This is a genomic window from Rhizobium sp. P32RR-XVIII (assembly GCF_012641395.1).
Taxonomy (GTDB): Bacteria; Pseudomonadota; Alphaproteobacteria; order Rhizobiales; family Rhizobiaceae; genus Rhizobium.
On the sequence record NZ_JABAIH010000001.1, the window covers coordinates 608178 to 630577 of the forward strand.

A 22400-nucleotide genomic window follows, 5' to 3' on the forward strand; every position below is an offset into this window, starting at 1 on the left:
GGCATTGGGGCAGGATATGCCATCAGATCAGGCCAAAGGCGCGCAGGCAGGTAGCCTCCGTGATCGCCTTCGCTTTGCCGGCCTCGATGCCGGGCAATGCGAGATGGTGCGCCGCCACCGGCCGATGCTTGAAGCCCGGCTGAAGAGCGGCCTTCGCGATCTGTTCCAGCGCTACCAGACCTTCCCCGACGCCGCGCGCAATTTCGAGAACGACCGCCAGGTCGATCGTCTGCACGATCTCCAATCCTCCCACTGGGACGTGCTGACGGATGCCCGCTTCGACAGCCTTTATGCCGAGCGCGTCAAGGTGCTGTCAGATACCGAGAGCAGGATGGGCCTCGATCCGCGCTGGCACGTCGCCGGCCATGGCGTGGTGCTGGAGCACATCATTTCCGGTCTGGCGGGTGAGCTCGCAGGCAAGCCGTTGCTTCCGGGTGCCAGACGCCGTGCAAAAGACATCAGCGAGATGATGACGGCCATCATCCGGCTGGTCATGGTGGATGTCGAAATCGCCGTGTCGCTTCGTTTCAATGCCCTTCGTGCTTCCCAGCAACAGGCGCTTGCCGAGCAGCGTGAACAGGACAAGGCGGAAGTCACCCGAATATTCGGCGAGGTGGTCAATGGCCTCGCAGCCCGCGATCTGACCGCGCGGGCAGCCACCGATGGAGACAGCGCCTATGCGGATATCGCTGGCGCCCTCAATGCGGCCCTCGACGCCATCCAGGGGGAATTTGTAGGTCTCGGCGAACGCACCGCGAAAGCCGAACTCTCGACCCATTCGCTTGCGGCCGCCTCCCAAAGCTTCTCCGCTCATTCTGCTGACCATTCACAGCAACTCATGACATCGGCAGTCGCCCTCGAAGCCATCGCCGGAAGCGTGCGCAACGGGGCATTGGAAAGCCGCGCCGCCGAAAAGGCCGCGGCCTCGACCCGCGCCGCGGCCGAAGAGAGCGGCCAGGTCGTAGGCCGCGCCATCAGCGCCATGGCGGATATCGAACAGTCCGCGGAAAAGATCGGTCAGATCATCGGAGCGATCGACGAAATTGCGTTCCAGACCAACCTGCTTGCTCTGAATGCGGGCATCGAGGCGGCACGTGCCGGCGAGTCCGGCCGTGGCTTTGCCGTCGTGGCGCAGGAAGTGCGGGCGCTTGCGCAACGCTCCGCCGAAGCCGCCCGCGAAATCAAAACCCTCGTCACGACGACCAAGTCCCAGGTGGATGCCGGCGTGCAGATGGTGGGCCGAACCCAGGATTCGATCGGCAGTATCGTACGGCAGGTGACAGACATCAACGCTGCGATCGCCACCATTGCAAGCCATACGGGCGAGCACGCCGCGAGCCTCGACACGGTGGTGGGCGACGTCAAGGCGCTCGGCGGGCAGGTTGCCGACAACGCCGCATCCGCCCAGCGTTCGGCCGCCGATGCCGACGAGTTGCATACGGTAATCCTCGAACTCGGTCAGACCATCCGTGAATTCCGCATCGCCCGCGAAAACGGGCGCGTCGAGGCTACGGCGGGTCGCTCGCTTCATCATCGCCGCGTCGAGACTCCAGCGCGGCCCATCACCCTGGACGAGCAATACGACGCAGAAGATTTCGGGTTCTCGCTTCCTGCCGCCAGCTTCGGAGGTGGCCGGAATGTTTACTAACCTATCGGAAGATGCCCCCGCCTCATTCTTGCGGGCAGGGGACCAGGGGACAAGGAAAAGCTGATGGCAGCAAAGAAGAGTGGGAAGACCTTGAGTTTGGGAGCGGTGCTCGATCTCAACGAGGCGTCGGCCTTGCGCGACAAGCTTATCTCCGTGCGCGGCAACGATCTTTCGATCGATGCATCCGCCGTCGAGCGACTGGGCGGTCTTGGTGTTCAGGTTCTGATGGCGGCCGTGAAGACCTGGGACCAGGACAAGCATTCGTTCGCCTTCGTGAAAGTGTCCGATGCGTTTCAAAAAGCCATGCAGCTGGTTGGCGTCGACATCGACCACCTGCTTGCCAAGGAGATCCGGCAATGAAGAAAAAAGTGCTGACCGTGGATGATTCACGGACGATTCGAAACATGCTTCTCGTGACGCTGAACAATGCGGGCTTCGAGACGATCCAGGCGGAAGACGGCGTCGAGGGCCTCGAAGTTCTCGAGGAATCCAATCCGGACGTCATCGTCACCGACATCAACATGCCGCGCCTCGATGGCTTCGGCTTCATCGAGGGTGTCCGCCGCAACGAGAAGTACCGGGCGATCCCGATCCTGGTCCTGACGACGGAAAGCGACGCGGAAAAGAAGAACCGTGCGCGTCAGGCCGGAGCCACCGGCTGGATCGTCAAGCCGTTCGACCCTGCCAAGCTGATCGATGCCATTGAGCGCGTAACCGCTTAAAACCAGGAATTCCTCCTATGGATATGAACGAAATCAAAGAGATCTTTTTCCAGGAATGCGAGGAGCAGCTCGCCGAACTGGAATCCGGTCTTCTGAAAATGAATGATGGCGATCGCGATCCGGAAACCGTCAATGCGGTGTTCCGTGCCGTCCATTCGATCAAGGGCGGCGCCGGCGCCTTCGGTCTGGACGCTCTCGTCGCCTTCGCCCATGTGTTCGAGACCACACTTGATTGCGTTCGCTCCAATAGGCTTGAGCCGACACAGGATGTCCTGAAGGTCATGCTGAAATCGGCCGATGTGCTGGCAGACCTCACCAATGCCGCCCGGGACGGCGGCAGCGTCGACGAAAGCCGCAGCCGCGGCCTGGTGAAAGAGCTCGAAGCGCTTGCACACGGCGAAATGCCGTCGCCGTCGAGCGCCGCCGAGGCTCCCGCGCCGAAGGCCGCCGCAAAACCTGCTCCGGCACCCGTTGCCGCCGCTCCGTCGCCGACCGACGAAAGCGGTTTCCAGCCTATTCCCTTCTCCTTCGGCGATTTCGGCGATGAAGAAGAAGCCGGTTCCGATCTTCCGGCTTATGAAATCACCTTCAAGCCACGCTCCGATCTCTATTCGAAGGGTAACGACGCGACCCTGCTGCTGCGCGATCTCTCCCGCCTGGGAGAGATGAGCTGCTATTGCAACATGGATGCGCTGCCAGGCCTCGAAGAATTGGATGCAGAAGCAGCTTACTTCTACTGGAACATCACGCTGAAGACGGATAAGGGCGAGGACGCCATTCGCGCGGTGTTCGAGTTCGCCGAATGGGATTGCGATCTGACGATCAAGGCGGTCGAAGCCGATGCCGCAACGGCGTCCAACGACGAACTGCCTATGATCCCCGTTCCCTTCGATTTGTCGATCCTCGATGACGGTGGTGCCATCGAGGCCCGGGAGGCGACGTCGGAGGTCGCTGCAGCCGTCGCCGCCGCTGAAACTGCCTCGAACGTTACGCAGATGGCTGCCGCGGCGGCCCGCGTCGAAAAGAAGGAATCGTCGGCGGCTGCCGCTGCCAGTGCGGCCGCTGCTGCACAAAACAATGCCGCCGCCGCAAGCGCGGGCCAGACCATCCGCGTCGATCTCGACCGCGTCGACCGCCTGATCAACCTTGTGGGCGAGCTTGTCATTAACCAGGCGATGCTCTCACAGAGCGTCATCGAGAACGATACGACCGGCACGTCTTCGATCAACATGGGCCTTGAGGAGCTGCAGCAGCTTACCCGCGAGATCCAGGATTCGGTGATGGCGATCCGCGCCCAGCCGGTGAAGCCGGTGTTCCAGCGCATGTCGCGTATCGTCCGCGAAATCGCCGACATGACGGGCAAGACGATCCGCCTGATCACCGAAGGTGAAAACACCGAGGTCGACAAGACGGTCATCGACAAGATCGCCGAACCGCTGACGCACATGATCCGCAATGCCGTCGATCACGGCATCGAATCACCGGAAAAGCGCGCTGCCAGCGGAAAGAACGCTGAAGGCACCGTCCGCCTTACGGCAAAGCACCGGTCGGGACGTATCCTGATCGAACTCGCCGACGACGGCGCCGGTATTAACCGCGAAAAGGTCAAGCAGAAGGCAATTGCCAACGAGCTGATCCCGGCCGATTCAAACCTGTCGGACGAAGAAATCGACAACCTGATCTTCCTGCCGGGCTTCTCCACGGCCGACAAGATCTCGGATATCTCCGGTCGCGGTGTCGGTATGGACGTCGTCAAGCGCTCGATCCAGGCGCTCGGCGGTCGCATCAGTATCACCTCGAGGCCGGGGCAGGGTTCCGTCTTCACGATGAGCCTGCCGCTGACGCTCGCCGTGCTCGACGGCATGGTGGTAACGGTCGCAGGCCAGACGCTTGTGGTACCGCTGACGGCCATCGTCGAAACGCTGCAGCCGGAAGCCTCCGCAATCCATTCATTCGGTGCGAACCACCGCTTGATCTCGATCCGCAATTCGTTCTGCCCGCTGGTCGATGTCGGCCGCATCCTGAACTACCGCGCAACGCAGGCGAACCCGGTGGAGGGTGTCGCGCTGCTCGTGGAATCCGAAGGCGGCGGTCAGCGCGCTCTGATGGTCGACGCCATCCAGGGTCAGCGCCAGGTCGTCATCAAGAGCCTGGAAGCAAACTACACCCACGTTCCGGGCATTGCGGCTGCAACGATCCTCGGCGACGGGCGCGTGGCGCTCATCCTCGACGTCGATGCCGTCGTCGGCGCATCGCGCGGCCAGGCCCTGAAGCCGGAAATGTCTTTGGCAGCGGTGGGATAAGACGATGTCGTACGGCGTGAAAAATCTGAGCCACGGGGATCGCGAACTGATCGCGTTCCGCATTGGCGACCAGGAATTTTGCGTAAACATCATGTCGGTTCGCGAAATCCGCGGCTGGACGCCGGCAACGGCTATGCCGCATTCGCCAGCGTACATGAAAGGCGTCATCAACCTGCGTGGCGCGGTGCTGCCGATCATCGATCTTTCGGTGCGTCTCGGCATGAAAGCCGCTGAACCGTCGCAGCGCCATGTCATCATTGTCGCCCAGGTTCATCGGAAAGTTGTCGGCCTGCTCGTCGACGCCGTGTCCGATATTCTGACCGTTACCGATGACAACATTCAGCCCACGCCGGAAGTCTCTTCCGAGGCGGAGCGCCAGTTCGCTCGCGGAATTCTTGCGATTGAAAAACGGATGATCTGCCTGCTCGAACTCGATGCGATCTTCCCCGAGACGGAAAGCGAAGCTGCATGACTGCGTTGAGTGCAAAAGATATCAGACAGGGTAGCCCCGATGAGGTTCTGGCGAGCGGCGAATACCCGCTGACGCGCCGCGATCTCATGGAAATCGCTGCGATGATCTATTCGGATGCAGGGATCTACCTGAACGAGACGAAGGCTTCGCTGGTCTATTCGCGTCTGTCGAAGCACATCCGCAGTCTCGGGCTTTCGGGTTTCCGCGAATACTGCTCCCTGGTCTCCAGTCCGGCTGGGGCGGCAGCGCGTCGCGAGATGCTCTCCCATCTCACGACCAACTTTACGCGTTTCTTCCGCGAGAACCATCATTTCGAGCATCTGCGCGACTATGTGCTGCCGGAGCTTTTGCACCGCGCCAAGACGGGCGGACGTGTGCGTATCTGGTCGGCTGCGTCTTCCGATGGCCAGGAGCCCTATTCGATCGCACTGACGGTCATCTCCCAGATGCCGAACGTTGCCGATTACGACTTCAAGATCCTGGCGACCGATATCGACCCGAAGATCCTGGCGATAGCCCGGCAGGGCGCATATGACGAGACTGCTCTCGAAACCGTATCGCCGGGCATGCGCAAGCAGTGGTTCACGGAAGTCGACGTGCAGGGACGCCGCAAATTCCAGATCGACGATCGCGTCAAGCGGCTGATCACCTACAACGAGTTGAACCTGATGGCGCAGTGGCCCTTCAAGGGCAAGTTCGACGTGATCTTCTGCCGGAACGTCGTGATCTATTTCGATGAACCGACACAAATGAAGATTTGGTCGCGCTTTGCCGAACTGCTGCCGGAAGGAGGCCACCTTTACATCGGTCATTCCGAACGTGTCTCAGGCGAAGCCAAGAACGTCTTCGACAACATAGGCGTCACCACATATCGCTACACCGCAAGAGGACTGGGGAGAAAGGTATGAGCGCACCGGCACGAGTTCTCGTCGTCGACGACTCCCCAACCATGCGTGGGCTGATCACGGCCGTCCTGAGATCCGATCCGGACGTCAGTGTCATCGGCGAGGCGGGCGACGCGCTGGAAGCGCGCGAGGCTATCAAGAAGCTCAATCCCGATGTCGTCACGCTGGACATCGAGATGCCGAACATGAACGGACTTGATTTTCTTGAGAAGATCATGCGGCTTCGGCCCATGCCGGTCATCATGGTTTCCACCTTGACGCACCGCGGTGCGGAAGCATCCCTGGCCGCCCTCGAAATCGGAGCCTTCGATTGTATCGGAAAGCCGGTGCCCGGCGAACCGCGTCCGTTCGGCGATCTGGCCGAGAAGGTGAAGGCGGCTGCGCGTTCGCAGCGCCGGTTCGTGCAACCCGCTGCAGCTCCCGTTCCGCCGCCATCGGTCGCTGATTTCCGGGTTGGACGCAAGATCGTCGCCATCGGTTCTTCGACCGGTGGCGTCGAGGCCTTGATAGCGGTGCTCCAGAAGTTTCCGGCGAATTGTCCGCCGACGGTCATTACCCAGCATATGCCGCCGACCTTCACCAAGAGCTTTGCGGACCGCCTCAACCGCCTCTGTGCCCCGGTGGTGACAGAAGCGACGGATGGCGCACGTTTAGAGATTGGTAAGATTTATCTGGCACCAGGCGGAGAACGTCATTTGCAGGTCGCGAATGTGTCGGCGCCCGTTTGCCGTCTTGTCGAGCGCGATCCTGTGAACGGACACCGTCCCTCGGTCGACGTTCTCTTCGATTCCGTTGCCGAACTTGCCGGACGCAACGCGGTCGGCGTGATCCTGACAGGCATGGGCCGCGATGGCGCGGCTGGCCTCTTGAAAATGCGCCATGCCGGCGCGCGCACTCTCGGACAGAACGAAAAGACCTGCGTGGTCTATGGAATGCCGCGAGTGGCCCACGAACTCGGCGCCGTTGAGCAGCAGCTGCCACTGAATGCGATCGGCGAAGAAATACTGAAAATGACAGCCGCCCGAAAAGAAGGAACCGAATAATGTCGATAGCCGAGAAGATAAAAGTTCTGATCGTGGATGATCAGGTCACGAGCCGATTGCTGCTCAGCGATGCGCTGACCCAGCTCGGCTTCAAGCAGATCACGGCTGCCGGTGACGGCGAGCAGGGCATGAAGATCATGGCTCAGCAGCCGCATCACCTCGTGATCTCGGACTTCAACATGCCGAAGATGGACGGCCTCGGCTTTCTCCAGGCGGTTCGTGCCAACCCGGCAACGAAGAAAGCGGCCTTCATTATCCTGACGGCCCAGGGCGATCGTGCGCTGGTCACGAAGGCAGCTCAGCTCGGCGCCAACAACGTGCTTGCGAAGCCCTTCACCATTGAGAAGATGAAAGCGGCTATCGAGGCTGTTTTTGGAGCGCTGAAATGAGTGTCGAGGCAGCAGCCCGCCGCGTTCATATCATTCAAGGCGAATGGAAGGTCCTGAATGATCCGAACGCGGTTTTGACGACCATACTTGGCTCGTGTGTGGCTGCATGTCTGCGTGACCCGGTGGCTGGAGTGGGCGGCATGAACCACTTTTTGCTTCCAGGTACGGGCAACACGCCAATGAATGGCGGAGGCGACACACGCTACGGTATTCATCTGATGGAATTGCTGATCAACGGCCTTCTGAAGCAGGGCGCGCGCCGCGACCGCCTGGAGGCCAAGATTTTCGGCGGGGCGAAGACGATCTCGACATTCTCCAACGTCGGTGAACAGAACGCCGCCTTCGCCATGCAGTTCCTGAGAGATGAAGGAATTCCCGTCGTCAGCTCGAGTACCGGCGGCGAACATGGCCGCAAGCTCGAATACTGGCCGGTTTCGGGCCGGGCGCGTCAGTACCCGCTGACCGGCGCCGAAACGCAAAAGACGGTCGCTCTGGAACAGCGCAATGTCGCGCCGCAGAAACCAATCGAAACGAGCATCGAGTTTTTTTAGAGGGTTTTTTATGACTTTTAATGGAACAGCAGAGCCGCTTTCGCCCGTCGAAGCGCTTCCAGATATTCTGATGCGTATCGTTTCCGAACTGCATGACGTTGCTTATCTCATTGAACGCATCGAGCCGCAGCTCCTCGAAATCGGGGGTGCCGACATCCTGAACGCGCCGTCTAGCATGAAGGTCATGCAGGGCATCGATCTCGCCGTGCAAAAAACCCGCGGCTTGGCGGAATTCCTCGACACGATCACCGGCGAAATTCCTCAGAACTGGGCGGTTGACGTTGCAACCGCACTCAGCCTGGTCAAGCTGGCCGAGATGCAGAAAGCACTTGGCGGCACCACACGTCACGGGCATTCCCAGCCGCTCAGCAAGGCGGCCGGCGATTTTGACCTTTTCTGACTTTAGGGCTCCCGAGCAGCCCTGACGAAACGCTCGCACAAGTTTCGCCGTCTATCAAGGAATGAGGCAATAAGCCTGCTTTGTGTCCGACGGATCGTGCGAGAACAGAATGAATCTGTTAAATCAATTAGTTCAGATCTTTAAGAACTTAGGTTCGCTGGGGCGGACCCGCCTATTGGCGCTTGCTGGCGTCGGCGTTCTTTCAATAGCAATTATTTTGGCCGCGGCCCTTTTCGTCAACAAACCGGCGCAGGAGACGCTCTACGTCGGCCTCGAGACGTCCGACTTGAACCAGATCAGCATGGCTCTTGCGGAAGCCAGTATCGCCTTCCAGGTCGGCACTGACGGTTCAAGCATCACGGTGCCGGCGGGCATGACGGGCAAGGCCCGCCTGTTGCTTGCCGAGCGCGGTCTGCCGAACAGCGCGAATGCAGGCTATGAACTTTTCGATCATGTCGGCTCGCTCGGCCTCACCTCTTTCATGCAGGAAGTAACACGCGTCCGTGCGCTCGAAGGTGAAATAGGGCGCACGATTCAGTCCATCTCGGGCATCACTGCCGCTCGCGTTCATATCGTCATGCCCGAGGTCGGTAACTTCCGTAAGGCAGAACAGAAGCCTACAGCCTCCGTCATGATCCGGGCGAGCGCTACGGCGGGGCGAAGTGCCGCTAGTGCGATCCGCCACCTGGTAGCCTCGGCCGTGCCGGGGCTTGAGGTTGATGACGTGACCATTCTCGATTCCACCGGCCAGTTGCTCGCGTCCGGCGACGACGCGAGCAACAGTTCACTGAACCGTTCACTGGGCATCGTCCAGAATGTCCAGCAGGAAGTCGAATCGAATATCGACAAGGCGCTGGCTCCTTTCCTTGGTATGGACAACTTTCGTTCAAGCGTGACCGCCCAGCTCAACACGGACGCACAACAGATCCAGGAAACCGTCTACGATCCGAACTCAAAGGTCGAACGTTCGGTGCGATCGACCAAGGAGGCCTCGCAGTCGCAGCAGACGCAGGCCGACAACGCGACGACCGTGCAGCAGAACGTTCCGCAGGCGGCCCCCCAGCAAGGTGGCGACAACAGTCCGCAATCGCAGGACAAGTCGGATAAGCGGGAAGAACAAACGAACTACGAAATCAACAGCAAGACCACGGCGACCACCCGTAGCAGCTACAGGGTCGAGAAGCTGTCGATCGCGGTTGTCGTTAACAAGGGACGTATCGGCCAGATGGTCGGTCAACCTGCCGATCAGGCGAAGATTGACGCCTATCTCGCCGAGATGCAGAAGATCGTGTCATCGGCTGCAGGCCTCAGCGCCGATCGGGGAGATGTCGTCACCGTGACGGCAATGGATTTCCTCGATAACCAGCTTCTGGAAGATACCGGCACCGGCGTTCAGGTCATGGATATGCTGAGCCGCAACCTTGCCGGAATCATCAATTCGCTGGCCTTCCTGGGAGTCGCCTTCGTCGTGGTCTGGATGGGTGTACGCCCGCTCGTACGCAGCATCAATGGCACCGGTGCCGGTGTCATAGGCGACACGTCGGCCGAGAGCGTTGGCCTGGAACTGCCGGATTTTGCGCCGGGAGCCGGGGCCGAAGGTGGCGCTCTTATGGACGGCTTCGGCTCGGACTTCGGCTTCGACAGCACGGAGGATCTGCTCAGCCTGGGCGACGACGACGGCAACTTCAACCGGCGCGTCAAGGAAGGTCCGGAACGGAAACTCGCGCGCATGGTGGAAATCAACGAAGAGCGCGCCGCGAAAATTCTCAGGAAATGGGCGGTTGACAGCGCCGCCGCTTAAAGAGAAGGCCGGGCAACCGGCCTTTTTTATTGTCTTTAAACCGTGTGCCGGCGCCGCGAAATGTTGTTTGGACCTGCTCAATGCGGCGCATAAGTTGTCGACGGCTGCACAGAATCGCCATAAATTAAGCTAGATCCAAGCAAGCGAAATTGGCTCGCGAATCAGGCGCATGGATAGCAGCAAGAGTAAATCCCCAGATACTCGGATATGGCGAATTGCGCGGACTGACTTACTCTTGGGTGATTCGTTTAACCATAGGCGCAGGCCGCTCAGATGCTGCGCAGACAAGCCTTTGCAGAGATAGCTCTTTTTCAGTCGCGGGACGTTGCCCATGGATATGCACATACTGCAGTCGCTAAAAAGCGAAAATCAGGCAGCGAATTATGTCGGCGTCCAGGCTGTAAATCCTTGCTCCCGTGAGGAGCTCATCGGTCAGCTCAGGGAAATCGTAGAGAGTGGCAGGCTGCAGGCGGCGCTGCGGATGCTGACGGATTATGTTGGAGCCTCGCACTATCTGCTGGCGCGTTCCGATCTTGTCCAGGAGGCCGGGCTCGACTTCATAGTATCTTCGGACTGGCCGTTCGATCTTGCGAAGGATCTGGCGGCGAGCCTGACAAACAGCTACGGGCGCACGACGGAGTTGGAAAAATGCATGCAGCTCTTCCAGCCCAACTTTGCTTTCCTGCCTGACCACGCCGCCGTACCGGACGGCGCCAGCCGGCAGTATTGCTCTTTGATGTTTAACGTCGGCCGTTCGCGAATCTCGCTGATGTTCCTTTTTGATGACGGGTTTATCCTGTCGCCGGAACGCCTCAGGGACGGAGGCCTCGTTGCAGGTTACCTCGCGAGCTCTCTTCAGTGCGGAGGCAGCCGGACGGAACGCGACTTTGAACTGACGGAGCGGGAAATCGAGTGCCTGTTCTGGATTGCAGAGGGCAAGACCAGCGATGAGATCGCCATGATCCTGGGCATCTCCCGCAACACGATCAATAACTACATTACGAGCGTCATGCGAAAGACCGCGACCAAAACGCGTTCGGAAGCGATAGCCTTCGCCGTAAGAAATAATCTCGTTTGAGAGGACTCCATGGTGCAACTATCAAACAGGGCGGCGGCTAGCACCGAGCATATACGCAGCGTTCGCGTGAACAGAGTAAGCAGCCGCTCCGACCTGTTCCCGCGGCTGGTCGCGATGCAGAAGCTCGCCGATGCCAAGAATTTCGCTGTCTATCGGGTAAGCGGTTCGGGCATTCCGACGAAGCAGCGCCTCGTCTGCGAATTGGAGAATTGGGGCTCATCGGCAGCACCGGCCTCCAGCAAGGCCTTCATCGACGCCTATGGCGACGTGCTGCTCGATCACATAGAGAAATCCGTTTTGCCGCTGTCATGGGCAGGCGGCCACGATAAGGCCACTCCGGGGTCAGCGGATTTTGGGTCCTTTCTAATACGCCTCAAGGACGGCATCTTGCCCTTTTCTGGCATTGCTTTTCCCGTGCGGCTCGGCGCCACCGGAAACGGCTACGTCGTATTCACGGGCGATGATCTCGATCCCGGCTGCGATATACTCCTCGAGCTTCATGGCCGCAGCTGCCACATCATGATCGATCTGCTCTCGCTGGATGAGCGGCGGGCTGCGGCTGCGGCGGCACTGAGCGAGCGCGAGATCGCCTGCCTGCAACTTGCCGGCGACGGTCGCATCAGCGAAGAGATTGCCGACAAGCTTGGGCTCTCCGTTCATACGGTGAACGCCTATCTCGGCTCGGCCACAATCAAGCTCGACTCGGTCAATCGCATTCAGGCGATCGCCAAGGCGATCCGCCTTGGCTACATCAGCTGACGAGCCGATAACGAACCCGGCCAGAAAACCGGCGGCTTCTCGGTGCTTCAAATTGAAGGATGATCAGCCGGCAAGCGCCTGAAGCGGCCGTGTATTATAGCGGCTTTCGCGCAGGCTGCGTTCGAGGAAGGCCGTATTTTCGTCAGGATCAGCCGATGGCTCCTGAAAGGCGATATGACTGATGTCGATGCCGGCATGGTGTTCCGCAAGGGTCAATTGCGCATAGACGGTCACGCCGCGCGGCTTGATTTCGAGATCGAGTACGACCTCTGGCTTGCCGCCCCATTCCAGCGTGTAGTTGCCCCCAAGCCCAAAATTGACCGTGCCCGGATGAAAGAATAGTTCCGCGGCCGACGTGACCAAGTCTGCGATACTGCCGTAATACTCGAAGCGCAGCAGCGAAATAAGATCCGCAGCGTCGAGGAGCCGAAGCTCGGTCGCAACCGGACTGATGGCTTCTGCAAGAATTCTTTCACGCTGAGAAGAGTAGGGGCATTTCTTCATACGGCTTATCTTACCCGTTTGTTCTTGGCCTCAGCGGCGTAAACCCGATGAATGAGCTCTGCCACTGCCTTGTAGAATACTGACGGGATGACACTATCGATCGAGACTTGCGCAAACATGGAGCGGGCAAGAGGCGGATCTTCGAAAACGGGAATTCCCTGTTTTTCGGCGATCTCTCTGATTTTCAAAGCAATAAGGTCCTGGCCCTTGGCGAGAACGACCGGCGCATCGTTTTCCTCGCGCACGTAGCGCAGCGCCACGGCAAAGTGCGTCGGGTTGGCGATGACGAGCGTGGCGCGCTCGACATTGACGATCATACGGCGGCGGGCACGGTCTCGCATCAACGAACGCTGGCGGCCCTTGACGAAGGGGTCGCCCTGCGACTGCTTGTTTTCTTCCTTCACTTCGTGCCGCGTCATCTTGAGTTCCGAGAACCAGTGATGCCGGGTCCAGAAGAAGTCCGCGATGGCAACGATTGCCGTCGAAAAAAGCACGACCAGCACGATCTTCCGCATGATCGTAAGCGTCCGCTCGAACAAGGTCTGCGGATCAGAGAACATCGCGTCGATCGCGTTGAAGTATTCGTTTCGCAGCACGAAGAACATGATCACGCCGACGACCACTACCTTGAAGAGCGATTTGCTGAATTCGATCAGGCCAGGCAGGCTGAATATGCGGGAGAAGCCCTTGGCCGGAGAAAGACGCGACATCTGCGGGCGGATACGTTCGAGAACCGGAGTAGGAAGGTTCTGCGCTATGGACGCAACAACCCCAAAGCTCATGAACAGCAGCATTGCCGGGACGAGGAGCACGGCACTTACCCAGCCGAGATGCACGAAGAGTGACATAACATCCGGCCCAGTCTCGATTTTCCACTGGTCCGGCTGCTCGAAGATATCCCGAAGCTGTGCGCTGACGCTGCTGATGCCGTCGGGAAGATAGAAGGTCAGATAGACGAAGGTCGCAAGGACCGTAGCAAAGAGCGGCAATTCGCGTGAGAAAGGCGTATTGCCTTTTTCTGCCGCGTCAGACTGCTTTTTCGCTGTTGGGTCTTCTGTTTTGCTGTCCTTGTCTTCATCAGCCAAGTTGGCGGTCTCCATCAATGGAAAGGGCCGCAGCAAGGCGGCCCTTTCCGAAAAGCGTAGTCCTGTGGCGCCTGGCGATCAATGGCGCGAAGGGGCCCCTGGCCGGTTTGTCAACAGAAGCGTGGTTAGAGCGTTGAAAGGCTCTAAGCCGCTGCCGTTGCTTCGCCTTCCGTTTCCTTCAACTGGATCTGGCCGGAATTCGCCAGCCGAATCGCTTCCTGGGCGACAGCGCGGCGGGCAATTGCGATTTCGCGCGGATTGATGCCGACCGTGCCGGTCTGCAGGTCCGATTCGATCATGCGGCGCTGGCGCGGGCTGATCGAGGAGAGGACCGATTCGCGAATTTCGACCGGTGCGCCACGCAACGCCATCGTAAGAATGTCGGCGGAGATGTCGTTGAGAAGCATGACGCGGCTGCGCTGCGGCAGCTGGAGAAGGTCTTCGAAGAGGAAGATCTTCGGGCGAACCTTGTTGACGGCTTCGCGGCTGATCGATTCCAGAGAGGTAAGCAGGGTGTCGACCTGAGGCTTGTCCATCTCGTTCATCAGCTCCGCAACCTTGCTCGAACCGATGGAGTTCTTCTCGGCTTCGATCTCGGCAAGCAGCGCCATCACTTGCTTTTCGATGATCTGCGCGGCCTTGGGACTGACGCTCTTCAGGTTGACCGTACGGTTCATGATGTCCGCGCGCCGGCTGTCGGGAAGCTGCATCAGCACCTTGGCCCCGAAGGAGGAAGGCATCATCGAAAGAATGTAGGCGATGGTCTGCGGATGTTCGCGCAGCAGGAACTTGCCGATGAAGACCGGATCGCCTTCGCCGAGGCGATCCCATATGGACGTTTCGTATGCCTGGAACGCCGTGCGGCGGCCGAGAAGACTGTCCACTTCGTCCGGCGTCAGGCCTTCCTCGAGGATGCTCTCGATGGCCTTGGCGTTATCCATGAGGCCAGCGCCTTCGGTGAAGAGGTCTTCGAACTCGCCGACCAAGCTGAGAAGCTCATCCGGCGGAATGGCACGGAGAGCCTGCGCGGAAGCAATGATCGTCTGCAACTCAGCCTGGGTGAAATATTTCAACAACCGGCCTGCAACCCCTTTTCCCATAGCAAGGAGTACAGCCGCTGCCTTTTCAGCCTGGGTCAACGGTTTCGCGGCAAGTGCGCCGCCGAAATCGTCAAAGTCCATCATGGTCTTACCTCTCCGTCCCTAACCGGGATCAGGCTTTTTTGGTGCTCAAAACTTCTAAAAGCTTAACCCCGAAGCGGGTGTCGTCATTCTCCAGGACGGTGATTTCGCCGCGTGCAATCCTGCGGCCGTTCACCATGATTTCGACAGGCTCGCCAATCTTCTTGTCGAGGGCGATGGTTGCGCCCTCATTCAGATTCATCAGACCGGAAACCTGCATGCGGCTGCTGCCGAGCATGATCTGGACGTCGATGGGGATGTCCATGATCAGTTCGAAGTTCGAGGAGAGCGCGCTCCCGAGCGGCGCCGGTTCGGCGCTGACCGCGGAGAAGCTGGTATCGCCGAAATCCGAAGAACCGAAGTCACCGCCGCCGAAAGATGTCTCGGCTTCACCCTCGTCTCCGAAATCGCCGAAAGTCGACAGATCGGTCCCAGTGCCGCCGAAAGCATCGGTTTCCGGAAGCTCACCCTCCGCATCCTGCTTTAAGACCCCGCGGAGATCATCGATCGCCTGATCGAGCTCAGCTTCGTTGCCCGGGGCCTCCAATGACAGGTCGTCGTTCTTTTGTGTTTTCTTCGTAGCCATGAAATCACTATTCCAGTTGAAACTTGCCTCAAACTGCCGTCCCGGATGAGGGACGGGGAACCGATTAATTCATTAAGTGGCGTATGAGCTCATCATCGGAGCCTATCGTATCCTTGACCCGGACCGTGTAATTATCGCCGGAACGCCCGAACTCGCACACATACAATTCCTTGTTGTTGGCACTGACCTCGACCCTGACATCGCCGGTGTCGTGGAAGGGTATGACATCGCCTGCCGCGAGCTTCGAGATTGTTCGCAGCGTCAGATCCTGGAGGCGGATTTTCGCGTCGAGCGTCACATGCGAACGGTGAACCTGCTCGGTGAGCTGTTCAGTCCATTCCGTGGACTTGGCGGACTGGCTCTTCGCCTTCGGCGCTGAAATCTGCGTCTTCAGGAGCGGTGCCTGGGGCACGATCAGCGAGAATTCCGAGGTGATGCCGGAAAGCGCGATCGACATATTGATGGCCGCTGCGAATTCGTCCGGGTTTTCCTCGGAAGGCTTCGCACGGGATTCCAATGCGTGCGGCGCCTCGATGCTCGGCTCGAAGCCGCCTGGAGCGTTGACAGCGGAACGGAAGACATTGGCGATCTTTTCGAAAACCATGACGGCAAGATCGAGCTCGATGACCGAGAGCAATCTCTCGGCCGGCTGCTCGATCGTATCGGGCGCAGCACCAAGCAGATTTTCCATCAGCGCGATCACGAAACTGTTGTCGCAGGCGAAGGTGATGTTCTGCGACCAGTTGCGCAGCGTCGCGTCCACGAGGGTGACGTTGGTATCGAGGTCGGCAATCAGATCGTTCTTGTAGCCGGAACGGCAACCGACGTAGGCGACAGTGATATCCAGGCCGGTTTCGCTCTTGAAGATGTCGGGCAGGAACTCGCTATAGACCTCCGACAGCAAAGCGCAGAGCTTTTCTACCGTCGCCGCATCGCCCAGGCGCCCCGTCAACTTCGCAAGGAGGACCGGATCCATCGCCGGTCTTTGAGAGAGAACGTTTCTCATGGTCGATTAAGCCGCCTTGTTCTCGCCACCCGGGTTCATCATTTCCTGTTCGACCGCGTCGATCGACGGACGCTCGTAGGCCGAGATCGTCTTGCGGCCGTATTCCAGAGCAACCTGCGGGACGGAGCCGTTCATGTAGGCAAGCAAGGTTTGCTTCACGATAACGTAGAGGCGGTGCTGCTTCGTGCGCACCACTTTGATCTGCGAGACCAGCGGCGCACAAACCGAATAGGACAGAAGAATGCCGAGGAAGGTTCCGACGAGGGCCGAGCCGATCAGGTGACCGAGCACTTCCGGCGAATCGTTGATGTGCGCCATCGCCTTGATGACGCCGAGAACGGCCGCGACGATGCCGATTGCCGGAAAGGAATCGCCCATGATCGAGATGGCGTGGTAGGGCTTCATCTTGTCGTGCAGGATCGTATTGATCTCTTCGTCCATCAGCGCCTCTATCTCATGCGAGCGGGCATTGCCGATGATGATCAGGCGGACGTAGTCACAGATGAACGATGTCAGTTCCTTGTTTTTCAGGATCGTCGGAGCTGTCAGGAAGATCGAGGATTCGGCAGGATTGTCGATATGCGCTTCGATCTCGTTGCGCGACTTCGTGCGCAGGTCGCGCATCAGCGAATAGAGAACGCCGAGCGTGTCGAGGTAGTTGCGTTCCTTCGGAACCGCATGCTTGAACGCCTCGCCGAGCGCCTTGCCCGAATCTTTCACGACCTTCATAGGGTTCGCCATGATGAAGCCGCCGAGACCGGCGCCGGCGATGATGACGAACTCGAAGGGCTGAAACAGCGCTCCGATCTCCCCGCCCATCGCCATGAAGCTGCCGATAATACAGCCGACCGTGATCACTAATCCGATAATGATATTCATCGTCAGTCCAAACCTGAACGTTGTTTTCAACCCAAGGGATAGGGTTGCTGGCTTGCGTGAGGCTGATGATTGGCCACTTTTGGCTGCGATTTGCATGCCAGCTTCGCGCAAGGATTTGCCGTCAGATTGAGGATGACGAATGGGCCGACTCGCCCGTTTCTGAGATGCCGCCTCAGCGGAAACCGTGGTCGAACAAGCAGCACGAACCCCGGCTTTCGTACAGTTGATCCCAATGCCAGGAGCTTACCAAGATGCAATCCGGCCTTTATGTTTCCCTGTCCTCCCAGATGGCACTTGAAAAGCGACTGACCACGATCGCGGACAATATGGCCAACGTGAACACGACCGGCTTTCGCGCGACGGAAGTCAAGTTCGATGAGATGTTGAGCGACACCAAGAACAAGCTGAACGCAAAGGTTGCCTTCGTCTCGCAGGGTAACGACTATCTCTCCGGCGATGCCGGCGAGCTGCAGCACACCGGCAATATGCTGGATTTTGCCGTCAAGGGCGATGCCTGGTTTGCGCTGGATACGCCGGCGGGTCAGGTTCTGACCAAAGACGGTCGCTTCACCATGAAGGACACAGGCGAACTTGTGTCTATACGCGGGTACCCGGTTCTGGATGCCGGCGGCGCGCCGATCCAGCTGAATTCTGCCGGGGGCGAGCCCAAGGTTGGCAATGACGGGATCATTTATCAGAATGGTCGGCAGGTTGCGTCGCTCGGCCTGTACGAGGCGGACATCGGCAAGGGCTATCTCCGCTACGAAAACAGCGGGATCATGACGACCGATGCCCCGCGGGCTGTGACGGACCGCTTCAATGTCGGCGTCGAGCAGGGTTATCTTGAAAATTCCAACGTCAATGCAATGCGTGAAATCACGCAGCTGATCGAAGTCAACCGTGCCTTCGAGAGTATTGCTTCGCTGACGAGCGACAGCGAAAATTCCTTCAACCAGGCGATCCAGACCTTGGGCGGCAGCCGCTAAGCGGAAGGTTTGACGGATGACCGACGCGCAGCTGACCGAAGAAGCGCTTTCACCAAAGTTGGGGCATCTCGCAGCCCTCGTTGACCGCTATGCCAAGCCGGAGTTCGCAGTCGCCCATGGCGGTCATGTCCAGACGATCGCCGCCGGCCATTATACAGTGAGCGGTCTTTCGCGGCACGTTCGTCTCGGTGAGTTCGTCGCGCATAAGTCGGCGACCGGGATTCATCTCGGCGAGGTCGTGCGCGTCGAGCCGGAACTGGCCTATGTATGCCCGATCGAGCCGGGGGAGCCGATCGGCATCCATGATACGGTCATCCGCAAGGGAGCCTTTCGAATATCGCCGGCCCAAAGCTGGTGTGGCCGCACAATCAATTCGCTCTGTGAGCCGATCGATGGCCGCGGCCCGATCGTCGAAGGTCTCGATCGCCGTTCGATTTCCAACACCGCTCCGCCTTCCATGACCCGGAAGCGTGTCGAAGAGGGCTTCAGGACAGGCGTTCGCGCCATCGATATCTTTTCGCCGCTCTGCCTTGGCCAACGCTTGGGCGTCTTTGCAGGCTCCGGTGTCGGCAAATCGACGCTGCTGTCGATGCTCGCAATGGCCGATGCGTTCGACAAAGTCGTCATCGCACTTGTCGGCGAACGCGGCCGTGAGGTGCGCGAATTCATCGAGGATACGCTCGCCGAGAACATGGAGAAGTCGATCGTCGTCGTTGCGACCAGCGACGAGAGCCCGATGCTTCGCAAGATGGCACCGCTGACGGCGATCACCATCGCCGAGCATTTCCGGGATCAAGGCGAGAACGTCCTGCTCATCGTCGACAGCGTCACGCGATTTGCCCACGCGATCCGCGAGGTGGCGACGGCATCCGGTGAGCCGCCGATCGCCCGAGGCTATCCGGCATCCGTTTTCACCGAGCTGCCGCGACTGCTCGAGCGCGCGGGCCCAGGCCCGGAAGGTACGGGCACCATTACCGCGATTATTTCGATTCTCGTCGATGGCGACAATCACAACGACCCGATCGCCGACTCGACGCGCGGCATTCTCGATGGCCATCTCGTTCTGAAGCGGAGCCTCGCCGAAGAAGGCCGCTATCCGCCGATTGATCCGCTGGCTTCTATTTCGCGTCTTGCCCGCAAGGCGTGGACGCCGGACCAGGAGAAACTGGTCTCCCGCTTGAAGTCCCTCATCCATCGTTTCGAGGAAACGCGAGATCTGCGCCTGATCGGCGGTTACCGGCCGGGAGCCGATCCGGATTTGGATATGGCGGTCAAGCAGGTACCAATTATTTACGATGTTTTGAAACAGTCGCCCGGAGAAACTGCGTCGGCCGACGCATTCTCCGATCTCGCGGCTGCTCTAAAGTCTGCCGCCGGGATTCCGAACCCGCCGGCGACGATCCCGACAAGACCCAGAGGTTAGTTTGAGCAGATTCGAAGATGATGACGAGGCCATCGCTCCGCTGAAATCAAGGGAAACGCGGAAAGCGGCGATGTTCGACCGTTTGCTCACCGTGATGGGCCTGACGCTTGCGGGAGCCGCGGCTATTTTTCCGTGGTACGTATTCTTCAACGAGGACAAATTCAGCCTCAATGTCGTGGAAGGCGATCGGACCCGCGAACTGCCGGACTGGGCGCCGCGCAACGTCCGCGTCTCGCCGCTTGCCATGGTCAACAAGAACAAGCCGGAGAAGAGGCCGGAACTCCCGTTCGATCCGCTGACCACCGCGACTGTTTCGAACCTCGGCAAGGAGGATGACAAGGGTGCCGCGGTATCTGAGGACCAGCCATTCCCCGCCGCTTCCGGCTTCAGGTTGCTGCACGTCGCCAATGGGCGTGCGCTGATCGAAGACTCCTCGGGCATGTACGTCGTGCGTGTCGGATCGGTCCTTCCGGACGAAAGCCGTCTGGCCGCGCTGGAAGAACGCGACGGCAAATGGGTCATCGTGACGTCGAAGGGCGAGGTTTACCAGAACAATTGATCGCGGCAGCTGCGATCAGACTGAAGTCGAGGGCTCCGGTGACGGAGCCCTTCTTTTTGCGGCCTGCCCAATAAAAACAACCCAGGGCGAAAGCCTGAGTTCCTCGTAAGTCTGACGCAAGATTGCTGCCCTAGGGTTCTCTCAGTAAAAACGGAGAGTTCCCATGCAACCCATCCAACTTTTCGACTTGGCTTCGCGGCAGGCGGAATGGCTGACGATCCGTCAGGAGGTTGTGGCCGGCAACATCGCGAATGCGAACACGCCGAAATATCGTTCCAAGGACGTGACGCCCTTCCAGGCTGTTCTCGACAAGGCCGATATCACGATGGCGCGCACCAACCCTGCGCACCTCAGCGGCAATGATTTCAGCACCAGCGGCGATATCGACGTGAAGGAAGCTCCGCTCGACCAGGAAATTGGCGTGCAGGAATCCGGCAATACCGTCGGCCTGTCTGAGGAAATGTCCAAGAGCGGCGAGATCAAGCGCCAGTACGAACTGAACACATCGCTCGTCGGCTCCTTTCATCGAATGATGATGATGACTGTAGGGAAGTAAGTCATGGATCCTTTATCAGCAGCAATGAAGATCGCAGGTTCCGGGCTTGAGGCGCAGTCGACACGTCTGCGCATCGTCTCGGAAAACATTGCAAACGCCCGTTCTACCGGTGATACCCCCGGAGCCGATCCTTATCGCCGCAAGATGATCACCTTCGGCGAAGAAGTCGATCGCGCGGCTGGAGTGACGACCGTCGGCATCAAGAAGCTCGGCGTCGACGAATCCGATTTCACCACGGAATTCGATCCGAGCAACCCGGCTGCCGACGAGCGCGGCGTAGTCAAGATGCCGAATGTCAACATGCTCGTTGAAATGGCGGACATGCGCGAAGCCAACCGTTCCTATGACGCGAACCTGCAGACGATCAAGCAGACACGCGACCTGATTTCCTCCACGATCGACCTTCTGAAGAGCCAATAATGATCAGCAATGTACAGAACGTCAGCTCTCTTTCCGTAACGCGTGGCCTCGGCAGCATCGCGACCGACAATTCCTCTACCGCCTCGTCAGCTGCCGGGAGCGCCAAGAACGACCAGAGCTTTGCCTCCGTTCTCGGCAACATGGCGACCCAGGCGGTCGATACCTTGAAGGGTGCGGAAAGCATGTCCTTCGCAGGCATCAAGGGCACGGCGAACACCCGCGAGGTGGTCGACTCCATGCTGCAGGCCCAACAGACGCTTCAAACCGCAATCGCAGTCCGTGACAGGGTCGTCTCGGCCTTCCTCGATGTCACCAAGATGCAGATGTAACTCGATTTAAGGACGCACCGATGAGAGCGCTCGCCATTGCGGCTACGGGCATGGACGCCCAACAGACGAATCTCGAAGTGATCGCGAACAATATCGCGAACATCAATACCACGGGCTTCAAGCGCGCACGCGCCGAATTCACCGATCTTCTCTACCAAACCGAACGCGCGAAGGGCGTGGCAAACCGCGCCAATCAGGCGATCGTGCCGGAAGGCGCCAATATCGGCCTGGGTGTCCAGACGTCGGCCGTCCGCAACCTGCACATCCAGGGCGAACTCAGCCAAACCGGCAACGATCTCGACGTCGCGCTGATCGGAAAGGGCTTCTTCCAGGTTCTGGCTCCGGACGGCACGACGCTCTACTCGCGCGCCGGCGCCTTCAACAAGAACGAGACCGGTCAGCTGGTCACGGTCGACGGCTATGAGGTCGTCCCTGGCATCACCATTCCGACGGGCTCCACGCAGCTCACGATCAGCCGCTCCGGCGAAGTCACGGCACTTCTGCCGGGCCAGACCACCCCGACGACGCTTGGGCAGCTGACGCTTGCAAGCTTCGTCAACGAAGCCGGCCTCCAGCCGCTCGGCGACAACCTCTTCCAGGAGACGCCTGCGTCCGGCGCCCCGGTCGTCGGAACGCCGGACGAGGAGGGCTACGCATATATGAAGCAGGGATACCTGGAATCGTCGAACGTCGATCCGGTCAAGGAAATCACCGAGCTGATATCTGCCCAGCGCGCTTATGAAATGAACTCCAAGGTCATCACCACTGCCGACGAAATGGCCACCATCGTCAGCAAGAACCTGAAGTAACAAGAA

26 protein-coding genes are annotated in these 22400 nt (G+C 59.3%); 20 read left to right on the forward strand and 6 right to left on the reverse strand.

Features of this window, described 5'->3' with window-relative positions; translation table 11 throughout:
- Positions 1-16: 16 nt before the first annotated feature.
- From HGP14_RS03115 to visR, 13 genes are all read left to right on the forward strand, one after another.
- Positions 17-1648: a globin-coupled sensor protein gene (locus HGP14_RS03115; RefSeq protein ID WP_168828374.1), complete on the forward strand. Its 1632-nt coding sequence runs from the start codon at positions 17-19 to the stop codon at positions 1646-1648.
- 63 nt (positions 1649-1711) lie between these two features.
- Complete coding sequence (locus HGP14_RS03120; protein WP_168828375.1) at positions 1712-2008, forward strand: STAS domain-containing protein; 297 nt, start codon at positions 1712-1714, stop codon at positions 2006-2008.
- Complete coding sequence (cheY1, locus tag HGP14_RS03125) at positions 2005-2370, forward strand: chemotaxis response regulator CheY1 (protein WP_003570362.1); 366 nt, start codon at positions 2005-2007, stop codon at positions 2368-2370. Before HGP14_RS03120 ends, cheY1 begins: the two co-directional genes overlap by 4 nt.
- 17 nt (positions 2371-2387) lie before the next feature.
- Positions 2388-4673 (forward strand): chemotaxis protein CheA, encoded by a 2286-nt coding sequence (locus HGP14_RS03130; protein WP_168828376.1) that lies wholly within the window; start codon positions 2388-2390, stop codon positions 4671-4673.
- Between the two features lie 4 nt (positions 4674-4677).
- Positions 4678-5145, forward strand: coding sequence for a chemotaxis protein CheW (locus HGP14_RS03135; RefSeq protein ID WP_168828377.1), 468 nt, complete (start codon positions 4678-4680; stop codon positions 5143-5145).
- Positions 5142-6053 (forward strand): protein-glutamate O-methyltransferase CheR, encoded by a 912-nt coding sequence (cheR, locus tag HGP14_RS03140; RefSeq protein WP_168828378.1) that lies wholly within the window; start codon positions 5142-5144, stop codon positions 6051-6053. The genes HGP14_RS03135 and cheR overlap by 4 nt, the downstream gene beginning before the upstream one ends.
- Positions 6050-7093, forward strand: coding sequence for a protein-glutamate O-methylesterase CheB (cheB, locus tag HGP14_RS03145; protein ID WP_168828379.1), 1044 nt, complete (start codon positions 6050-6052; stop codon positions 7091-7093). The genes cheR and cheB overlap by 4 nt, the downstream gene beginning before the upstream one ends.
- Complete coding sequence (locus HGP14_RS03150) at positions 7093-7482, forward strand: response regulator (protein WP_168828380.1); 390 nt, start codon at positions 7093-7095, stop codon at positions 7480-7482. Before cheB ends, HGP14_RS03150 begins: the two co-directional genes overlap by 1 nt.
- The gene (gene cheD / locus HGP14_RS03155) at positions 7479-8033 is read left to right on the forward strand and encodes a chemoreceptor glutamine deamidase CheD (RefSeq protein WP_168828381.1); all 555 of its coding nucleotides are present in this window, start codon (positions 7479-7481) and stop codon (positions 8031-8033) included. Before HGP14_RS03150 ends, cheD begins: the two co-directional genes overlap by 4 nt.
- A gap of 10 nt (positions 8034-8043) precedes the next feature.
- Positions 8044-8433, forward strand: a complete 390-nt coding sequence (locus HGP14_RS03160; protein ID WP_168828382.1) for a hypothetical protein — start codon at positions 8044-8046, stop codon at positions 8431-8433.
- Positions 8434-8542: 109 nt separating this feature from the next.
- Positions 8543-10234: a flagellar basal-body MS-ring/collar protein FliF gene (fliF, locus tag HGP14_RS03165; protein ID WP_168828383.1), complete on the forward strand. Its 1692-nt coding sequence runs from the start codon at positions 8543-8545 to the stop codon at positions 10232-10234.
- Positions 10235-10565: 331 nt separating this feature from the next.
- Positions 10566-11312, forward strand: coding sequence for a transcriptional regulator VisN (gene visN / locus HGP14_RS03170; RefSeq protein WP_168828384.1), 747 nt, complete (start codon positions 10566-10568; stop codon positions 11310-11312).
- Positions 11313-11321: 9 nt separating this feature from the next.
- Positions 11322-12071, forward strand: a complete 750-nt coding sequence (gene visR / locus HGP14_RS03175) for a transcriptional regulator VisR (protein ID WP_168828385.1) — start codon at positions 11322-11324, stop codon at positions 12069-12071.
- A gap of 63 nt (positions 12072-12134) precedes the next feature.
- On the opposite strand, the gene HGP14_RS03180 is transcribed toward visR, so the two are convergent.
- The 6 genes from HGP14_RS03180 to motA form a co-directional block, all read right to left on the reverse strand.
- Positions 12135-12575: a hypothetical protein gene (locus tag HGP14_RS03180; RefSeq protein WP_168828386.1), complete on the reverse strand. Its 441-nt coding sequence runs from the start codon at positions 12573-12575 to the stop codon at positions 12135-12137.
- Positions 12576-12580: 5 nt separating this feature from the next.
- Entirely contained in the window at positions 12581-13660 is a 1080-nt protein-coding gene (flhB, locus tag HGP14_RS03185) for a flagellar biosynthesis protein FlhB (protein ID WP_168828387.1), read from the reverse strand.
- A gap of 143 nt (positions 13661-13803) precedes the next feature.
- Positions 13804-14844 carry a flagellar motor switch protein FliG gene (fliG, locus tag HGP14_RS03190; RefSeq protein WP_168828388.1) on the reverse strand — a complete coding sequence of 347 codons (1041 nt, stop codon included), beginning with the start codon at positions 14842-14844 and terminating at the stop codon, positions 13804-13806.
- A gap of 28 nt (positions 14845-14872) precedes the next feature.
- Complete coding sequence (gene fliN / locus HGP14_RS03195; RefSeq protein ID WP_168828389.1) at positions 14873-15427, reverse strand: flagellar motor switch protein FliN; 555 nt, start codon at positions 15425-15427, stop codon at positions 14873-14875.
- A gap of 64 nt (positions 15428-15491) precedes the next feature.
- Positions 15492-16403: a FliM/FliN family flagellar motor switch protein gene (locus tag HGP14_RS03200; protein ID WP_168828754.1), complete on the reverse strand. Its 912-nt coding sequence runs from the start codon at positions 16401-16403 to the stop codon at positions 15492-15494.
- Between the two features lie 36 nt (positions 16404-16439).
- Entirely contained in the window at positions 16440-17312 is an 873-nt protein-coding gene (gene motA, locus HGP14_RS03205; RefSeq protein ID WP_168828390.1) for a flagellar motor stator protein MotA, read from the reverse strand.
- 251 nt (positions 17313-17563) lie between these two features.
- On the opposite strand from motA, the gene flgF reads away from it, so the two are divergent.
- The 7 genes from flgF to flgG all read left to right on the forward strand — a co-directional run bounded on the left by flgF (position 17564) and on the right by flgG (position 22394).
- The gene (gene flgF / locus HGP14_RS03210; protein ID WP_168828391.1) at positions 17564-18298 is read left to right on the forward strand and encodes a flagellar basal-body rod protein FlgF; all 735 of its coding nucleotides are present in this window, start codon (positions 17564-17566) and stop codon (positions 18296-18298) included.
- Between the two features lie 16 nt (positions 18299-18314).
- Positions 18315-19721 carry a flagellar protein export ATPase FliI gene (gene fliI / locus HGP14_RS03215; RefSeq protein ID WP_168828392.1) on the forward strand — a complete coding sequence of 469 codons (1407 nt, stop codon included), beginning with the start codon at positions 18315-18317 and terminating at the stop codon, positions 19719-19721.
- 1 nt (position 19722) lies between these two features.
- Positions 19723-20280, forward strand: coding sequence for a flagellar protein (locus tag HGP14_RS03220; RefSeq protein ID WP_168828393.1), 558 nt, complete (start codon positions 19723-19725; stop codon positions 20278-20280).
- Between the two features lie 163 nt (positions 20281-20443).
- A complete protein-coding gene (gene flgB, locus HGP14_RS03225; RefSeq protein ID WP_168828394.1) occupies positions 20444-20836 on the forward strand; it encodes a flagellar basal body rod protein FlgB in 393 nt (130 codons plus the stop codon).
- Positions 20837-20839: 3 nt separating this feature from the next.
- On the forward strand, positions 20840-21256 hold the full coding sequence (gene flgC / locus HGP14_RS03230) for a flagellar basal body rod protein FlgC (protein WP_168828395.1): 417 nt from the start codon (positions 20840-20842) through the stop codon (positions 21254-21256).
- A complete protein-coding gene (locus HGP14_RS03235) occupies positions 21256-21585 on the forward strand; it encodes a flagellar hook-basal body complex protein FliE (protein ID WP_168828396.1) in 330 nt (109 codons plus the stop codon). Before flgC ends, HGP14_RS03235 begins: the two co-directional genes overlap by 1 nt.
- 20 nt (positions 21586-21605) lie before the next feature.
- Positions 21606-22394 (forward strand): flagellar basal-body rod protein FlgG, encoded by a 789-nt coding sequence (gene flgG / locus HGP14_RS03240; RefSeq protein ID WP_168828397.1) that lies wholly within the window; start codon positions 21606-21608, stop codon positions 22392-22394.
- The last annotated feature ends 6 nt before the right edge of the window (positions 22395-22400 follow it).

Coding starts and splice junctions, on each gene's coding strand:
- HGP14_RS03115 (WP_168828374.1), top strand. CDS start 17: ATGCCATCAGATCAGGCCAAAGGCGCGCAGGCAGGTAGCCTCCGTGAT.
- cheD (WP_168828381.1), top strand. CDS start 7,479: ATGAGTGTCGAGGCAGCAGCCCGCCGCGTTCATATCATTCAAGGCGAA.
- HGP14_RS03135 (WP_168828377.1), top strand. CDS start 4,678: ATGTCGTACGGCGTGAAAAATCTGAGCCACGGGGATCGCGAACTGATC.
- HGP14_RS03180 (WP_168828386.1), bottom strand. CDS start 12,575: ATGAAGAAATGCCCCTACTCTTCTCAGCGTGAAAGAATTCTTGCAGAA.
- HGP14_RS03235 (WP_168828396.1), top strand. CDS start 21,256: ATGATCAGCAATGTACAGAACGTCAGCTCTCTTTCCGTAACGCGTGGC.
- HGP14_RS03120 (WP_168828375.1), top strand. CDS start 1,712: ATGGCAGCAAAGAAGAGTGGGAAGACCTTGAGTTTGGGAGCGGTGCTC.
- HGP14_RS03130 (WP_168828376.1), top strand. CDS start 2,388: ATGGATATGAACGAAATCAAAGAGATCTTTTTCCAGGAATGCGAGGAG.
- fliF (WP_168828383.1), top strand. CDS start 8,543: ATGAATCTGTTAAATCAATTAGTTCAGATCTTTAAGAACTTAGGTTCG.
- fliI (WP_168828392.1), top strand. CDS start 18,315: ATGACCGACGCGCAGCTGACCGAAGAAGCGCTTTCACCAAAGTTGGGG.
- cheY1 (WP_003570362.1), top strand. CDS start 2,005: ATGAAGAAAAAAGTGCTGACCGTGGATGATTCACGGACGATTCGAAAC.
- HGP14_RS03150 (WP_168828380.1), top strand. CDS start 7,093: ATGTCGATAGCCGAGAAGATAAAAGTTCTGATCGTGGATGATCAGGTC.
- HGP14_RS03160 (WP_168828382.1), top strand. CDS start 8,044: ATGACTTTTAATGGAACAGCAGAGCCGCTTTCGCCCGTCGAAGCGCTT.
- flgF (WP_168828391.1), top strand. CDS start 17,564: ATGCAATCCGGCCTTTATGTTTCCCTGTCCTCCCAGATGGCACTTGAA.
- flgC (WP_168828395.1), top strand. CDS start 20,840: ATGGATCCTTTATCAGCAGCAATGAAGATCGCAGGTTCCGGGCTTGAG.
- cheB (WP_168828379.1), top strand. CDS start 6,050: ATGAGCGCACCGGCACGAGTTCTCGTCGTCGACGACTCCCCAACCATG.
- HGP14_RS03200 (WP_168828754.1), bottom strand. CDS start 16,403: ATGGATCCGGTCCTCCTTGCGAAGTTGACGGGGCGCCTGGGCGATGCG.
- fliG (WP_168828388.1), bottom strand. CDS start 14,844: ATGATGGACTTTGACGATTTCGGCGGCGCACTTGCCGCGAAACCGTTG.
- fliN (WP_168828389.1), bottom strand. CDS start 15,427: ATGGCTACGAAGAAAACACAAAAGAACGACGACCTGTCATTGGAGGCC.
- cheR (WP_168828378.1), top strand. CDS start 5,142: ATGACTGCGTTGAGTGCAAAAGATATCAGACAGGGTAGCCCCGATGAG.
- motA (WP_168828390.1), bottom strand. CDS start 17,312: ATGAATATCATTATCGGATTAGTGATCACGGTCGGCTGTATTATCGGC.
- visN (WP_168828384.1), top strand. CDS start 10,566: ATGGATATGCACATACTGCAGTCGCTAAAAAGCGAAAATCAGGCAGCG.
- visR (WP_168828385.1), top strand. CDS start 11,322: ATGGTGCAACTATCAAACAGGGCGGCGGCTAGCACCGAGCATATACGC.
- flgG (WP_168828397.1), top strand. CDS start 21,606: ATGAGAGCGCTCGCCATTGCGGCTACGGGCATGGACGCCCAACAGACG.
- flgB (WP_168828394.1), top strand. CDS start 20,444: ATGCAACCCATCCAACTTTTCGACTTGGCTTCGCGGCAGGCGGAATGG.